Annotated in this window: 15 protein-coding genes; 1 reads left to right on the top strand and 14 read right to left on the bottom strand. The window is 42.2% G+C overall.

Features of this window, described 5'->3' with window-relative positions:
- Window positions 1–542 precede the first annotated feature (542 nt).
- Window positions 543–1,136, top strand: coding sequence for a helix-turn-helix transcriptional regulator (locus tag ACTU3N_RS00680; RefSeq protein WP_443084237.1), 594 nt, complete (start codon window positions 543–545; stop codon window positions 1,134–1,136).
- Between the two features lie 59 nt (window positions 1,137–1,195).
- On the opposite strand, the gene ACTU3N_RS00685 is transcribed toward ACTU3N_RS00680, so the two are convergent.
- The 14 genes from ACTU3N_RS00685 to ACTU3N_RS00750 all read right to left on the bottom strand — a co-directional run bounded on the left by ACTU3N_RS00685 (window position 1,196) and on the right by ACTU3N_RS00750 (window position 15,594).
- Entirely contained in the window at window positions 1,196–2,197 is a 1,002-nt protein-coding gene (locus tag ACTU3N_RS00685; RefSeq protein ID WP_443084238.1) for a hypothetical protein, read from the bottom strand.
- Window positions 2,194–3,141, bottom strand: a complete 948-nt coding sequence (locus ACTU3N_RS00690) for an ACP S-malonyltransferase (protein ID WP_443084239.1) — start codon at window positions 3,139–3,141, stop codon at window positions 2,194–2,196. Before ACTU3N_RS00690 ends, ACTU3N_RS00685 begins: the two co-directional genes overlap by 4 nt.
- A 9-nt stretch (window positions 3,142–3,150) precedes the next feature.
- The gene (locus ACTU3N_RS00695) at window positions 3,151–4,515 is read right to left on the bottom strand and encodes a hypothetical protein (protein ID WP_443084240.1); all 1,365 of its coding nucleotides are present in this window, start codon (window positions 4,513–4,515) and stop codon (window positions 3,151–3,153) included.
- Window positions 4,512–5,291 (bottom strand): outer membrane lipoprotein-sorting protein, encoded by a 780-nt coding sequence (locus tag ACTU3N_RS00700; RefSeq protein WP_443084241.1) that lies wholly within the window; start codon window positions 5,289–5,291, stop codon window positions 4,512–4,514. The genes ACTU3N_RS00695 and ACTU3N_RS00700 overlap by 4 nt, the downstream gene beginning before the upstream one ends.
- Window positions 5,291–6,610, bottom strand: coding sequence for an ABC transporter permease (locus ACTU3N_RS00705; RefSeq protein WP_443084242.1), 1,320 nt, complete (start codon window positions 6,608–6,610; stop codon window positions 5,291–5,293). The genes ACTU3N_RS00700 and ACTU3N_RS00705 overlap by 1 nt, the downstream gene beginning before the upstream one ends.
- Complete coding sequence (locus ACTU3N_RS00710) at window positions 6,611–7,267, bottom strand: hypothetical protein (protein WP_443084243.1); 657 nt, start codon at window positions 7,265–7,267, stop codon at window positions 6,611–6,613.
- Window positions 7,251–7,958 carry an ABC transporter ATP-binding protein gene (locus ACTU3N_RS00715; RefSeq protein WP_443084244.1) on the bottom strand — a complete coding sequence of 236 codons (708 nt, stop codon included), beginning with the start codon at window positions 7,956–7,958 and terminating at the stop codon, window positions 7,251–7,253. The genes ACTU3N_RS00710 and ACTU3N_RS00715 overlap by 17 nt, the downstream gene beginning before the upstream one ends.
- A 16-nt stretch (window positions 7,959–7,974) precedes the next feature.
- On the bottom strand, window positions 7,975–8,934 hold the full coding sequence (locus tag ACTU3N_RS00720; RefSeq protein WP_443084245.1) for a hypothetical protein: 960 nt from the start codon (window positions 8,932–8,934) through the stop codon (window positions 7,975–7,977).
- Window positions 8,924–10,156 carry a beta-ketoacyl synthase N-terminal-like domain-containing protein gene (locus tag ACTU3N_RS00725; RefSeq protein WP_443084246.1) on the bottom strand — a complete coding sequence of 411 codons (1,233 nt, stop codon included), beginning with the start codon at window positions 10,154–10,156 and terminating at the stop codon, window positions 8,924–8,926. The genes ACTU3N_RS00720 and ACTU3N_RS00725 overlap by 11 nt, the downstream gene beginning before the upstream one ends.
- 1 nt (window position 10,157) lies before the next feature.
- Window positions 10,158–12,686: a beta-ketoacyl synthase N-terminal-like domain-containing protein gene (locus ACTU3N_RS00730; RefSeq protein WP_443084247.1), complete on the bottom strand. Its 2,529-nt coding sequence runs from the start codon at window positions 12,684–12,686 to the stop codon at window positions 10,158–10,160.
- A gap of 88 nt (window positions 12,687–12,774) precedes the next feature.
- Window positions 12,775–13,953: an aminomethyltransferase family protein gene (locus tag ACTU3N_RS00735; protein WP_443084248.1), complete on the bottom strand. Its 1,179-nt coding sequence runs from the start codon at window positions 13,951–13,953 to the stop codon at window positions 12,775–12,777.
- 28 nt (window positions 13,954–13,981) lie between these two features.
- On the bottom strand, window positions 13,982–14,266 hold the full coding sequence (locus ACTU3N_RS00740; RefSeq protein WP_443084249.1) for an acyl carrier protein: 285 nt from the start codon (window positions 14,264–14,266) through the stop codon (window positions 13,982–13,984).
- Window positions 14,263–14,796 (bottom strand): 3-hydroxyacyl-ACP dehydratase FabZ family protein, encoded by a 534-nt coding sequence (locus tag ACTU3N_RS00745; protein WP_443084250.1) that lies wholly within the window; start codon window positions 14,794–14,796, stop codon window positions 14,263–14,265. Before ACTU3N_RS00745 ends, ACTU3N_RS00740 begins: the two co-directional genes overlap by 4 nt.
- 42 nt (window positions 14,797–14,838) lie before the next feature.
- Window positions 14,839–15,594 carry an SDR family oxidoreductase gene (locus ACTU3N_RS00750; protein WP_443084251.1) on the bottom strand — a complete coding sequence of 252 codons (756 nt, stop codon included), beginning with the start codon at window positions 15,592–15,594 and terminating at the stop codon, window positions 14,839–14,841.
- Window positions 15,595–15,598 lie beyond the last annotated feature (4 nt).

Raw genomic sequence — 15,598 nt, forward strand, 5'->3', positions numbered from 1 at the left:
GGCAGTAGAAGAGATTCTTGTCTGTTATGGTCTGGCGGCATTATTCTGTTAGTCGCTATTACCTCTAAGTGTTCATGCAAAAAAGAACTAAAAATTATCGCTCAATGATTACCGCATAAGCAGCAATAAAACCCTGAAAAGGTGCGCGATCACATAATAATAATTCAACAGGCGGCGAAGTAATCTTTTCCCGTTAGTGGGCATCCCCCCCGGTGAAAAGCGTTTAAGAAGTATAGTCGCTCTGTGCATTATGCGTATATAGTGTATTGATATTCTATGCAGTTCCTTTATTGCCGCTACGTTATCTCCCATTCAGCCTGAAAAAGAGATAATTAATTACTGTTTACCTCTGTTAAGAATAGCCGTAGCGGAAAGCCTTCTGCCTGGCAGGCTGACCTGTCGCCAGCCCCGCTTCGGGGACAGAGGTTTGCACCTTCAGAGTTTGTTAAGAATTCATTTAAGATTATTTAATTACAGGATGCACTTCTGTCGAATTACAATTCATCAATCAAATCCAAAGACCCATATAACATGGTTAACAAATGAATATTTATACAATCAGTGACGATATTTATTTTCAAAACGGAATTATTTCATTAGCACGCACGAAAGGCTGGAATATTCTTGCGCATGCATTGGAGGCCATTCCGGTTGATGATTTAACTTTCGAAGATGTCGTAATTCTTCACCTTGACGCCCGCAATAGTTCACATGCAAAAGCAATATCTCCACTAAACCAATCAAGCAAACTTTTAGTTATCCTTGGAACGCCGAGAGACATCATTATCAACGATGCTGATGAAGTGATAAAATCCAGAGACTCCTTATCTGAGATTATTAAAGCCATTGGCCGAATTATTAAAAAGAAGAAAAAAATAACGCCCGGTAATAGCTCGCTAAGTGATATCGAAAGAATAATTTTAAAGGAATCTCTTAAAGGTAAAGGCATTCATTTAATTGCTCATGCACTGAACATACCGCCAAAAAAAGTTTATGCTTATCGTAATAAAGCCTGTAAAAAATTAGGTGGTAAGAAAATTAGCGATCTCTTATTAATCAGAGATAAACTTTTTGAAGACCAACCGGTGTATATTTCTTCGCTCCCCGGTATCAGACCAATGGCTTTGAGTCTGTAATTCACTCACTGCACATATTCCACTTGTGATGAAAATTCATTACAGGCGGAATGTGTGTATCACCAGAGATTCGATTGCTTTTTAATCTCGCCCCACCGAAGATACATATCACACGCCATCATAAAATCATTATGCCAGTTCCAGTACAGATACAATGCGTAGAACCCCAGGCAAGGCAGAAAACAGCACAAAAACCAGGCTTCAAAACAGACGTTAAAGTCCAGCAGCATCATTAACGCACTCATTAAAACGATCCAGCCGGCCTCAATCATCATTATCATCAGCAATTTATACCATTGTGGTTTGGCGTGCAGACGGCTAAAAGGAACTGAAGTCGAAAAATAAAAATCTACTTCGTTAAGAAATAACCTGCCGAGAAAAATATAATGCTTTGGGAACTGCATAAATAGTATATTTATTATCAACACAGTTGCGCAAAGTATCCACATAGCGATCATCAGTCGGGGAGAAAAAAAACCGTCTTCGAATGAGAAATCCTCATCACCTCTCAACGGTGAAATCATCAGCAATGTCAATACCAGACTCAGAACAACATTTGAACACACGTAGCGATAAAGATGCTTATACTTCACCTTTTCAACAACCGCGGTTGCAACCTGTTTGATATAGCTGTTTCTCATAAGCCGGAACACGATAAATATTAAAAGGGGTGCCGTCAAAACAAGTGAATTCAGAGCCGCCTGCGGCGAAAGCAGAGAGAAAATACTTTTATATACTGCAAAAAAAACAGCATACGCAAGCAGACTAATAACCAGCGGATGTGTCATCACCGTCTCATATCGCTTTATTTTCTTTCCGGCAAAAAAAGACAAATCCACCGTACCGACAACACATTTATAGGCCCAGTAAGCCTTTAATTCATAGATAACTTTAAAAAGCAAAATAGTCAGTATAGCGCTAATTACGCCCACATCCTGTAAACCCGCCGCGTAACCGGTATTACTCCAGTACAACCCCAGCAGGATAAAACTAATAAGATAAATGAAAACCAGAAACTTTTTATCCTGGTAACGAATAAAAGTTAAATACTCCGGGATCACGGCTGCCCTCCTAGCATGGATAATATCGTACGACTATGTACAGCATTTTGTGGGGAAAAAGCGCTGTAATCCTTTAATAACTGGCATAGATACGGTTTATGGCTCATTTCGAGAAAGCGCACCGGCGAGCTACCCGTAAGAAGATGCTCCATTGAATCGGTCCATCTGACCGTATGGGTCAGATGCAGAGCTAAATTCTCCTTAATAAACTGCACCTCCTTTACTGCAGCTCCCGTAACATTCATCAGCACATCACATTGCGGGGTGAAAATATCCACACCTCGCAAAAAATCTCGCATCGCAGCACACCCTTCTTGCATAAGCCGCGTATGCCACGCCCCACTCACCCCACATTTGGCAGGTGAATACCCTGCAGAGATCAGCACATGCGTAAACTCCGCTAACGCCTGCATTGTCCCCCCCACCAACTGCTGTTTGTGGCTATTGTCACAACAGATATCAAGCGTAACACCAGAATGGTCGATGAGCGTATGTAGGCCCACGTAGTCAATCCCATTTACCACAAGCATGCTTCCGGGATACCGTCTGCTGAGATCGTTCATCAGGTTGGCGCGGAAATGGATCAGGCGAAATAAGGCTTCCAGCGATATTGCACCGGCGGCGTAGAGTGCGCTGTATTCACCGACGCTATGACCGCATGCCGCAGCAACACGCAGATTCTCAAACCGCTCACGGTACAAGCTAAATAAGGTGACGTTGATTGCCGTAACAGCAAGCTGCTGTATTGTGGTGTGAATCAGCCGGTTCATTGGGCCTTTCAGGCATAACTGGCGGATATCCCGGCCAGAAATATCACAGGCACAATCCCAGATTTGGCGGGTCATGGGGTTGATATCCCAAAGATCTGCGCCCATACCAATAAGCGGATTTCCTTGCCCGGCAAAAAGAAAAGCTACCGGTTGTTGGGAGCCATTTATATTCACGCAACATCCTTATAGAAAATACTTAAAACCCAAATAAATATTCAGAGCTTCACCAAACAGAGCGAACTCACTATTTTTCCGACCCTGCGTGGCATAGATACCGCTCCACATTTCGAGCCGCTCATCAATTCGGCTCAACGGTATCTGCGTATGAATACCCAACATAGCACTGCTATCCTGTATATTTAATATAAGCCATGGCTGAACCGTAAGATTTTCACTCACTATAATATTGGCATAGCTATATATATAATGCCTCTTTTGCAGCATACCTTGATTTATTGTATTGTTTATTTCAGCAGCCATTAGATACTTATAATTATCATAGGCATTAGCCAGGTCGCTATTCCAGGCACTGGTATTGAGGTATTTAATAAAATCGATTTGCTTTTTCCAGGATGCTTCACTATATCCTTCACTCTGAAAATAATACTCCATACCAAAGCTATTCAACTTATCTGTCGTATACTGCACACCCAAAGCCAGTTCAAAGCTGTTTATATCATGCTCTCTATATAACCATCGGCTAAAATCATATGCTCGAATCCGTTCTGCGCTGGCGGGTGAAAAATGGCGCCACTGCTGTTTACAATGCATGGCAAATTCAGCATTAACTATTACCCTGTCCATTACCTCAAACGTATCGGCGAATGCGACTCCCGGAGAGTCCCCGGCCATAAAATGCACAGAAGGTGTGTGATTCGCCTGACGATAATCTGTCCAGCTCAGTAAATAGCGCTCTCTGGCATTTGACCGCTGGGCGGCTGACCAGTCACCTGAGGTTTGATAGCGTTCTTCAATTTTCGCGAACTTTGCTGCTGCAGTAAAAGTGAGTGCGTAAGCACTTGTTCCGGTCGATAAACTGCCTCCCCAAAATGATTCTTCATACACCCGACGTATCTCTGTATCGTAAAGACGGGTAGGCTTAAATCCGTTATAGCTTGTGTTAATCAATTTTGCTGGCGATTTCAGAAAAAACACACCCGGATCGGTTTTTAATTTCCCGCCCTCAAACCTGAACTTTTCATTGAAATTATACGCGAGAGACAACTTGTCTATTAAAGTCCGCGATATATTCTGGTCAGTTTCAAAAGAACCAGTATCTCGCCAGGAAGAATAAATTAATGCGTAAGCAGAGAAAAGGAATTCGAGCTTTGAGTCAATCAGCGTGCAATTATTGCTTAAATTAATAGCCATATCATTATAAGCGTTATTGTCTGTATATGTTTTTTTACCTGCAATGCGCCAGATGGCTGCGTCTTTATGTCGATATGAAAGCTGCTGCCAAAGTGTAATGCCCGGTGCAACAAAACAGTTAGCACTCGTGCTGAAGTGGACTAAATATAAAGCAAGCGTAGCAAAAATATATTTCACTTATTGCTCCGCTGTAAATAACTCCGTGTAAAAAAAGTTACGGGGAGCGTTTCCAGTCGTATATCACTGTATTCCATCACCGAGTAGCTATTCTTATGGCGCAAATCATGTATAACAATCCGCACAGGTCGATTGCGCCCGAGGACCGGTTGATAGTTCTCATATAATACGTTTTTTATCAACTTATCATCCAGTGAATAATAGGAGGCTTTAAAAGGTCGATTTTCATGCCCTTTCTCAACCCAATAAATTATTTTTGGCCAGGTAACTTTTGCATTTTTTCGAATAAGTAATAGCTTATAACATTGTTTATCACCGCAAGTTTCTTCACCTGATAAAGTAGCATTATATGCGTACTCAAAATTTGTAACAATCACATCCCCGTTAGATATTTGACCCGAAAATCTTTGCAGCGGCGAAACCGGAACAGGACGTCGAAGCTCGGGAGTATAAAACCATAATTCAAACCAGTCTGATAATAATAACTTTCCTTTATCGCGGACCGGATAAATAAAACGAGCCAGAGAACGCGCATCCGCCGGGCTTCCATTTTCAGGTTTGATGAAACGCATCGAAATGTCAAGAATCTGTTTATTGGCCGGCTGATTTTCCCCGTCTCGGTACTCGAGTACCGTCACAGTATAACGGAAAGGCTTATTCGGCGATCGAATCTGGTCAGCCTGCCGAATAATAGTTAACGCCATATTATCCGCATAGGTAGAAGGCAATACGCATAACAGCATCAGAGTGACGATTATTTTCAAGAAACTCATCATTAGCCTTCCTGAGAAAATTTAAACGCATCCGCTATATTGAGTTTCGCCGCACGCATAGCCGGGAAAAATGAAGCCAGCGTCGCAGTAACAACCGGAAAAATGAATGTCATCCAGGCCAGAGAAATAGTGTCATTTTTGATAAACGCAACATACCCCTGCGTTTTCCCTGGCGAAGGTGGCATCACAATGCCATGATGGTTAATAATAGAAGAAATAAGAAACCCCAGCGCCAGGCTTCCCATTGCTCCGGTAAAACCAATAAATACACCCTCCAGCACGAATAAACGTGTGACATGCAGCGGCCGTAACCCCATCGCGCGCAGTGTGGTTATCTCCCGGGTGCGTTCGATTATATTCATGTTGATAATGTTATTAATCATAAACATGATAATTACACCAACCAGAAGCTTAATAAAAAAATATACGCCTGATAATAAACTTTCGACTTCCGAATAGAATAAAGAGATAGTGCTCCACTCTTTGACGATTAATGGTAGTTTTCGCTCAGAAATATACTTGCGTAATTTTTGGGTAAAAGAAGCAATATCATCGTGAGTAAGTAAGATAGAAATTTTATTGACTCCGCCAGTTTCCATCATCCGCTGAGCGGTATCGAGCGGTATTTTGATCATTACATCATCATATTCTTTAATGCCTGATGAAAAAATACCGCGCGCTTTCAATGAAATTGCACTTTGCCCGCCATGAATATTGACCGCGATAATATCCAACCAGTCACCATATTTTGCACCAAGCGTATTTGCCAGACCACTACCCAGGGTAACCTCGTCCTTTTTGATACGAGATAAATCACTGCCAGAAACAATTTTGTCAAACGCCCCGAGTTTTAATGCAGGAAACGGCTCAATTCCAAGAGCAGAAAAATAGTTCGATGTTGCCGACTCATACTGTGAAACAATACCGGTAAACTCCAGTTGACCAGAAAAAGCTGAAATCTCTCCCAAAAATCGGACATCAGAGAGGATATCCGCTTTCAGCTTTTGATAATTTTCGATAAGGCTTTGATTCTTATTTGCCGTATCAAAATAGTTCTGGCGATAAACCTGCACATGACCAATATTGGTACGAATAGTTTGCTCTTTCAGTAGCCAGAATGAGTAATCAATAAATCCTCCATAGAGGAATATCGCACTGCCCCCGAGCATAATTGCGGCGAGTGCCGATAAAGAACGCCTTTTATGCCTGAAAAGATTTAAAAAAACGAATTTGACATCATTAAGCCTGAAAAAAAACGACCAAAACAGAAAACCTGAGATTATTATCATACATCCGTTAATTATCCCTATCCCAGAGACCATTTATTCATCCTTTAATAGCGGCATGACAACCTCATTAATTTCACGCATGTCCCACGCTGGCACGGAAGATTCATTAGCAGCGGTTAATGGGGCGATATCGGTGTTCTGAGTATTTATTTGCTGCAGAATTTTTTCCGCCTGAGCTTGTTGCCGGCAGTTGAATAATGCACGGTCACGCATGATATTAATGCGCGCAGAAACCACCTCCGTGATGGCGTGCATATGTCCAATAAGATACTCAGTATCCTTTAAGGTTATCACGCAGCGGCCAGAGCTTACCGGCAACCATGCATCAACACGCGCCCTTAAATAACGTACTCGTGGATTATCCTCATGCGTGTCAGCAGCCTCGTCGAGATAAAAAAAGGCAGTTCTGGAATATTCAGCAGCATTAATATAATCATGTATTAACGTAAATTGTTTGGCCTGCAGCAACAGACCATAAGAATAAAAGATCAGAGAAGCGATATTCTTGTGGCGCTTGTGCTCCTGGTATAATGCTTCAGTCTGTTTTGCCAAATCGTCTTTCTGTATCGGAAAACCTTTTTGCAGCACGGCCTCAATTGCGGGCAATCTGGCTGCATGCGCATGCAAAAAATATCCATTTTGAGACAGTAAAAGCCCCAAAAAAAATATCATTTTACTGAGCAGAGTCATAAGTCATCTCTCCGTCACAGATTTCAACCACCCGCTGCGCACGTGCTTTTAGCTGTAGAGAATGGGTGGAGATAACAAGTGTGGTACCGTTACGTCGATTGATATCGACTAAAAGCTCAATAATTGATTCACCCGTTACCTGATCCAGATTGCCTGTCGGTTCATCCGCCACGATAAGCTGCGGTTTATGCGCCAGCGCTCTGGCTATAGCAACCCGTTGCTGCTGCCCTCCGGATAACTGGCCGGGTTTGCGATACCCCATATCGGCTAACCCGACACTCGAAAGGTAGTGCGCCGCCCGTTCTTTGGCTTCGCTTTTACTTATATGGCCATTTAATATTAAGGGATAATATACGTTATCGAATGCATTCAGAACTGGAATCAAATTAAATGACTGAAAGATAAAACCCAGGTAGTGACTACGAATTGCAGCCAGTTCTTTTTCCTGCAATTGGTTAAGCAATTTTCTGAACAAGATAACAGTACCGGAATTGGGTTTATCAATACCGGCAAGAATATTAAGCAATGTGCTTTTTCCACTCCCGGAAGGGCCGCATAAAGCCAGAAACTCTCCGCTAAAAACTTCAAGATTGACATTTTTAAGCGCTTCAACTTTGCTTTCTTTAACACCGTAGCTGCGGGACACATCATTCAGCATAATTACCGGAAGCATCTTGACCTTACTGTGCATATGTTGCCCCCGCCGATTAATACCAGCTATCAAAATAGTTGTAACCACCGAAACCATCTCCGGAAATAGTTCGCATCACGCCTCGCAACAATCCCTGCTGTGCAATATACTCCCAGCCGAGAGCTGGCATCATGCAGCCGCTATTACCATAGTATTCAATCAGATCAATAACCTTGCTATGCACCGAAAATGTTGCCTTGATTGCACTATTTACCCAGGAATATGCGAAAAGAGCGATGTTATTATCGACGGGTATCAAAGCATTTTTCCTATTATCATTACTGTACGTATTAATATATTTACCACATTTAACTTTTAAAGCACTTTCTCTGTGACTAAAAATAAAGCATCCTACGCGTTCAACCGCTAAGTTAATATTGGAATGTTGTTTTCCCTCTCGGTCTCGCTGGGAATCTGAAAAGACCAGAAACGGAATTGCCCGATAGGCTGCACAGATGACAACAAAGTCAAAAACACCCCACGAAATATAATCCTGTGCAACCTGAAGTGCCTGCATAAAAGATTGTTTTTCACCACGAATTTTGCAGGTAAAATTATTAACAGCAAACTTTTTCAGCACATTTTTTGGTAATGTATCAATGAAAAAGCTGTGCAATGCGCTGGAAATATTTTCAAAAAGAGCCGACTCCCCCCATGCATCAACATAAATAAATGCCGTGCGCGATTTCAACAAATGCATTCGCTCTTTCGGCGGCATATTTTGCAAGGCATTATCAGCAGCATCTTCCATCGCGTTAAGATATGCCATATAGTGAGGTTTCCGAATCATTTCACGAGGATAAATATCCAGAGAAGTACCAAATCGTTTAAAAAAGCATCCACTCTTCGCATTATCTACCAGTGCACTTTTGTATAAATATGACTCCCAAACATTCAACCAGCCGGCAAAGTATTGGTAAAATTTATCTTCTGGCTCGTTCACCGCATAGGATGTTAAAAACATTTCATTGTTCATCGACATCTCTCACCAAAGCGTTATTTGTCATAGCAATGGCAATGATGGAACCATCCATACCAATTCCAGTTTTTAATAAATGTTGCTTAGCATGTTTTACTACTCCCTGATTAAGGAAAACATACCGGGAAAGCGTATTCGTAATGGCATTTTCGCCAACCGGACTCAGTAATTCATGTTGACGCAACGAATGTTCACCAATAATAAGATCAATGATGCCAGAGCCGGTTGTGGTATAACCAATCTGACCTTTATAAGCCAATACAGGGATGATTAAATCTGCCATAAAAGCGATGATAGCGTTCTCCTCAGCCTTATCGCTTACTGATGAACCATTGCCATGTGGTATAATCGCACAAATATCCTTCGCCAAAATCTGTGCGTTCTTTAAAAGAGTTTTCATCTGTTTAAGCATATTTATACTCATCCATGCAATATCATTACTTCTGCTGGCGCTAATCTGGGTGTATATCGATTGTAAACAGATACCACTCCGTAGTTTCCTCATATATCTGTGATGATTATTTTCCAGAACCATAACGCAATACCCTTCGGAATATAAAACACTTTTGCTGTTTTCACCAAAAGGCTGCACAAATTTACTGCTTAGCATAGACTGGCTTTCAAGGAACCAAATATCTTGTGATTTAACCGTTGAGCAATTAATGATAACAACAAGATCTACATGACCATACTCAATAGCCTGACAACCTAAATGTACCGCTGCCAGCGATGAGTTGCTTGAACTGTGCATATTAGGTGGTAAACGACATAGTTTGTAATGTCGAGCAATATGTTGGGAAATATAATCTTGTGACATGTTATTAGCGTGCAAATGCGTTATCGACCGCGTACATTTAATATCCTCGGTATCATTATTATTATAAAAAGATTTATAAGCCGCACCCTCAATACGAGGACCAATCCCTGTAAGATAAACTCTAACATTTTCTCCTGTCAGAATATGTTTATCAAGCTGAGCCTGACAGAGTGCCTCATCAACTAAATTATAGATAATGTCCAGTACGTCAGCATTGTTTTCTTTTAATTTCGCAACATACGCATTGCCTTTAAATCCACACTTTCTTGCTTCGTCATCTGAACGAAACCAGAGTTCTTTATTTACTCTCTCGCCCAGTTTTAACTTATATATTAGTTCTGCGCTGCTGTCTGCAAAGGGTAAATAAACACTATGACCGGCAATAATGGCATTATTTTCCATGTCACGTCCCTTTAATGACAAAAGCATAGTAGTTTCCCCCTTCTGTCGCGCCAATCAGCAAAGCATAATTAATTTCTAACTTTAATGACTGGCGAACAAAATTTACCCTCGGATCAAAAAAATTGCGGGTATAGGGAATAGGTACAATTGACTGTTTTCTGATGCTGTCAATTAACACAGCCAAATTCAGCAAACCTGCGGAGGCAGCGACAAAGCCAAAGCAGGCATTATAATTAACGACCGGGACCTGTGGATTATCCTGCTGGAATACGCTCAGAATTGCACTGATTTCAACATGTGAATCATCTTTGCTTCCATTACTGCTACCACAAACCAACGCGACATCCTTTGCCGCGATCCCCGCATCGCTGAGCGCACGCATTATCGCCAGCGACATTGCCGCAGCTCTTTCGCTCACGCGTGTCGCATCAAAAAAAGTGTTGCTATGGGCTTTACCGTAACCTGCAATTATTGCCAGTACCTCAGCCCCGCGCGCAGTAGCCGCATCCGGGTCTTCCAATAACAGCATGCAGGCCCCTTCACCCGGCACAAATCCCTGTGCATCTTCACTGTATATTTGATATTCACTTGCTTTTGTAACGGGATGGAGTTTTTGCGTTATTGCATCCATATATAATGACATAGAGGGAAAATACTCATCCGCGCCGCCGACAATCACCTGCGGCTGTAGATCCTGCCGCACAATCTCATAACCGTAAGTCAATGCACCCAGCGCCGCATTTTCTCCGGTTGCAAGCGTTGTCGTATATCCTTTGATCCCTGCAGAAATACCGCAGAATGTCGCCACCGAGTTCATTAAGGAACCCGGAAATTCCGACGTTTTTACTTTACGGGGATCGGGTTTGAGGCTTTGTAAATATCGATAAGTCGTCGCTTCCGGGCCGCGGGACATGCCCAGAATTAAGCCAAAATTTTCGCCATCGCCCTTGATCTTTCGTTTTGCCGATGCAAGCGCTTCAGACAGTGCAATTAATGCAAACGTCCCCCCGCGTGTCGCTTTTCGCGAGTCGTACCGACGTATATATTTACGCGGCTCAAGATTCGTGACCTGAAAAGTTTTAAATTCCTCAGGAGATGATGGCGGTGTTGTAAGCTGAGAGGTTTTCACCAATGCAGTAATTAACTCCTGAAACTCCGTCAAAATATCCGGCGGAAACGTTACCTCAGTCAGCGGCACCGCATTATTTTGTTGCCAGACATACTCCAGTATTTCATTTATTGAATGACCAATTGCCGAAATCGCGCCAATACCGGAAATAGCGACGCGCTTTCTGTTATACGTTGTAACCGGAACCGAACCAGGAAGAGTACTAAGGATCATGCTGCAATTATTTCCACCGAAAGCGTAATTATTTTTCATAAACAGATTGATCGATTTTTTTCTAAAGTGGTTTGGTACATAATCCAAATCACATCCGGGACGCGGCGTTGAAAAATTCAGCGTTGGTAAAACCTGACTCTCTGGCAATGTCACAAGACAGGCAATCAACTCCACAATACCAGCGGCACCGATATTGTGTCCTATATAAGATTTAGTCGAACTCACAAGAAGGTCTTTTGCATTGGCAAAGACCTTTTTCATCGCAAGCGTCTCAATCCTATCGTTGGCTTCCGTACCGGTACCGTGCGCATTAATATAATCAATCTGTTCAGGTGCTACACCGGCATTTTCCAGCGCTTTCAACATCGCTATAACCGCGCCATTGCCGCGTGGATCCGGCCCCGTTTCGTGATAAGCGTCGCACGACGTTGCATAAGAAAGAATTTCACCATAAATTTTTGCGCCCCGTGCAAGCGCATGCTCATACTCTTCCAGAACAATCGCCCCGGCACCTTCGCCGATGGACATGCCCGGGCTGGCTGAAAAAGGGGTGCAGGATTCGGGATGCATCACGTTCAGGGCAAAAAATCCGGCAAAGGTCGGCAAATAGATAGGCTCAGTTCCGACAACCAGCATCGTCTTGCTCTTCTGACTCTGGATGTAATCAAACGCAAATCCCAGCGCGTTGGGGCTGGCAGTACAGGCTGTAGCTACCAATTCAGTACCCCCTTTCAGGCCCAGCAATGTTGCCACACTTGAACAACATGAAGAAAAACCGCCGGAATAGATGGACTTACGCAACGAGAAATCATTTATACGCTGTTCGAAAAGCGGTAAAAAGGCCTCCGTCCCTGCAGAAGACACGCCTACTATTAAACCTGTTTCATTAAGAATTGCCGGGTTATTTAGCAAATTTGCTTGCGTTAATGCATCTCTGCCAACTTTGTAGGCCCAGAGCGCAGCATTATCGAGAATATCAACGGTTTCTTGTTCCAGACCGGAATAATTAACCGGCATGCGTACTTCAGCCGCGCGGGCATTGTCAAACCAGGCTGAAAAACGCTCACTTTTTTTTACCGCACACTTTTTTTCAAGCAGCGCGCGTTTGAAATCATCAATATTATCAGCAAGAGAAGACAATATTCCTGCTCCGGTAATCACGACACGTCGGCGTTTTGTTTTCATCATTATACCTTGTATTACCAAATGGCATCCCTGTTCTGATAATATCTAAAATAATTACCAGCGATTATTTCACGCCAAATTATTATTCAGTTCAGTGGTTATTTTTCTTAGCAAGAAAATTTTTAAATTTCGATGCATCAATAAAACTGTGCGCAACCGGGTTAACAAACATGCTCAGATTGTTCAGAAAAGGCAAATTCGCTGTTCTGGCTGACACGGGGCCGTTTGCCGTATGCAGCGTAAAACCTTCAATATCTGAACATGCATATTGCTTATCCATTAATGCCAGCGCAACAAATGAATTGAGTGCTGGTGAAAATACAGATCGGATAATAGCTCCGACATTGTTATTGCCAGCAAAAACATTATCGCCCTTTTGAATAACATCTGATATGCGTGTCGGTTTAACCCCTACAAGTTTACGGCCTGCTTTCAGGCAAGATAATTTCTCCACGGCTTCTTTACCGATAAAGTTTTCCTTATCATATTGGATGGCCCACTGTAACTGTAGTTCCACAGGATTACGTGAAAACGCCGCATATATGTTTTCATCCCATCCGGTATTCTCAACACGCACAATCTTTTGATAATCCAGCCCACCGGCTTTCAATAAGTATTTCTGACCAACAGTCAGCAGATGTAACCAATGTTGAGCTAACAGATTCTGTTGCCCAATCATCAGATAGGCAAATTCTCCATGCTTACCACAACGAAATACCAGCAGGCCATCATCTTCATACATGAATTCAAAAAAGGGCAGTCCTATAATATCATAGCCATAAATTTCAGTCATGACCTCCCAGGCATATGGACCTTCAAGTAATATTGCCCCCCAGTCATCCTCATCCATAGATTTTATTTCAGGAACATTTTGTATGTCTAAGTTCTCTGCTCTGGCAATTATGCCATTTAATAAATCAATAATATCAAATGCAGACAAATTCTCAGAAAGAATAAAATATCCATCTGCAGTACAGAGTACGTAAATATCACCACGGATTAAGCCATTTTCACTCAGTACAAGGGAGTAAATCCCTTGCTCATCGCGAATAACAGAAACATCGGCTGAGGCTAAATAATTCACCAGAATCCATGCATCTTCACCCATAACACTGACAATGGCCATGTGGGAATAATCAATAAGAAGTACGTTCTCTCTTACTGCACGATATTCAATATCAGGCTCATGATATGCTGACGGTACTGCATGATTATTATATACCCCCATCCGGGCATTTCTTTCTATGTGCAAATCATAAAGAGATGTCATATTGCAACCTTATTGAAAGGATAGTTAATTAAACCGCTGACCTTTTTTCGAGAATAAACGATGCCAGGCTATTAATAGTTCGCATATATGACGGATCATCACTTTCGTTGATCTGGATATCAAATACTTTATCTAAAAGCACGATTATTTCTGTAGCATCAACAGAATCAAGCTTCAGCCCATTGCCAAAGAGTGCAGTGTCATCGTCAATCTGTTGAATTTCTCTTTGAATATTGAGCCTCAGAATAACTTCAGTTTTAAGTTTCATAATAATATTCTGACGTTCTTCTATTTTCTTCAAAATATCAGTCATCTTTCCATCCCCTTACTGGATGACTTTACTTCACGATAATTAATAATCGAACCATGGCTAATCTGTTTTTTATCGACGTACGCCGCCACCGAATAATGTTTAAAACCATGTGGATCCGAAAAGGTCAATTCACTCGTGACATCAACAGTATCGCCAGGATAAACGATACCCTTAAATTTTAAATTTTGTGCAGCTAACACGCCGCGAACATTGATTCGCTGGTGCTGAATAATATCCATCATAGCGCGCTCGTGCATACGCCTGCTGATATCGCGTAGCGATTTAAGTTCAATATCATGGCGCTGATGATAAAGAGTGCAAATATCTGTCAAAAATGACAAATACTCACTTGCCTGGCCAAAAATTTCAGAGATCAATGTACCTGGCATAATAGGATCATCCGGGAAATGTCCTGCAAGCCATGGTTCATTATAACTGATATGTTTAGCAACCTTCACATAGCCCTTATCGCCATATTTATAATCTTCAATTCTATCGACCATAATTAAAGGCTGCCGCCAGCCGCCCATACCCAGAAAATGCTTACACGGTATCGAGTATCTGGACATAATTCACCGCATAACCAAGCCACCATCAATAACGATGGTTTGGCCGACAATATAACTTGAGGCGGTCGAGCTTAAGAAAACGATGGTGTTAGCGACTTCATAGCACGTTCCCATGCGTTTCAGAGGAATCGTTTGTGTTACTTCGCGCACCACCGTTCTGGCAACCTTCCTGACCATTTTTGATTCAATCATCCCTGGCGCAACAGCATTGACGCGAATTCCTCTCGGCGCCATCTCTGCAGCTAATGTTCTGGTAAACGAAAGGACGGCACCTTTCGAGGCACTATAATTACCTTGCCCAACACTGGGTATTATCGCAGCGACCGAAGCAATATTAATTATCGCTGGTTTTTCAGCAGCGTTTAAAAGCATCAACATCTCTTTGGTCAGACGAAAAATGGCGAGCATATTAATATTCATGACCTCGCTAAAATCATCAATGCTCATACTGGCAAAAAGGCCATCTTTAACAATGCCGGCATTATTCACCAGTACATCAATTTTTCCAGCCACCTTCGACAGATAATTTCCCAATGCCGCTATCATGGTGGGTTCGAGAAGATCGCACTGAATAACATGCAAATTCTGTCCGCAGGGATGCTCTTCCTTTAATTGATGTAACTCTGCCTGGTTTGATTTATAGAGTGCGTAAACACTGCATTGCTGTGCTAAAAAACTTTCGCATATTGCCACTCCAAGGTCGCCACTTGCGCCGCTAATCAGAACAGATTTGCCGATAAGATCTTTATATTTATACATTTCA

It is taken from the genome of Vagococcus sp. WN89Y, assembly GCF_052220145.1.
Taxonomy (GTDB): Bacteria; Pseudomonadota; Gammaproteobacteria; order Enterobacterales; family Enterobacteriaceae; genus Kosakonia.

Excerpts from the sequence above, each read along its gene's own strand:
- ACTU3N_RS00745 (WP_443084250.1), bottom strand. The coding sequence starts at position 14,796 with ATGGGCGGCTGGCGGCAGCCTTTAATTATGGTCGATAGAATTGAAGAT.
- ACTU3N_RS00710 (WP_443084243.1), bottom strand. The coding sequence starts at position 7,267 with ATGACTCTGCTCAGTAAAATGATATTTTTTTTGGGGCTTTTACTGTCT.
- ACTU3N_RS00725 (WP_443084246.1), bottom strand. The coding sequence starts at position 10,156 with ATGGAAAATAATGCCATTATTGCCGGTCATAGTGTTTATTTACCCTTT.
- ACTU3N_RS00740 (WP_443084249.1), bottom strand. The coding sequence starts at position 14,266 with ATGACTGATATTTTGAAGAAAATAGAAGAACGTCAGAATATTATTATG.
- ACTU3N_RS00750 (WP_443084251.1), bottom strand. The coding sequence starts at position 15,594 with ATGTATAAATATAAAGATCTTATCGGCAAATCTGTTCTGATTAGCGGC.
- ACTU3N_RS00715 (WP_443084244.1), bottom strand. The coding sequence starts at position 7,958 with ATGCACAGTAAGGTCAAGATGCTTCCGGTAATTATGCTGAATGATGTG.
- ACTU3N_RS00705 (WP_443084242.1), bottom strand. The coding sequence starts at position 6,610 with ATGGTCTCTGGGATAGGGATAATTAACGGATGTATGATAATAATCTCA.
- ACTU3N_RS00680 (WP_443084237.1), top strand. The coding sequence starts at position 543 with ATGAATATTTATACAATCAGTGACGATATTTATTTTCAAAACGGAATT.
- ACTU3N_RS00735 (WP_443084248.1), bottom strand. The coding sequence starts at position 13,953 with ATGACATCTCTTTATGATTTGCACATAGAAAGAAATGCCCGGATGGGG.
- ACTU3N_RS00720 (WP_443084245.1), bottom strand. The coding sequence starts at position 8,934 with ATGAACAATGAAATGTTTTTAACATCCTATGCGGTGAACGAGCCAGAA.
- ACTU3N_RS00730 (WP_443084247.1), bottom strand. The coding sequence starts at position 12,686 with ATGATGAAAACAAAACGCCGACGTGTCGTGATTACCGGAGCAGGAATA.
- ACTU3N_RS00700 (WP_443084241.1), bottom strand. The coding sequence starts at position 5,291 with ATGATGAGTTTCTTGAAAATAATCGTCACTCTGATGCTGTTATGCGTA.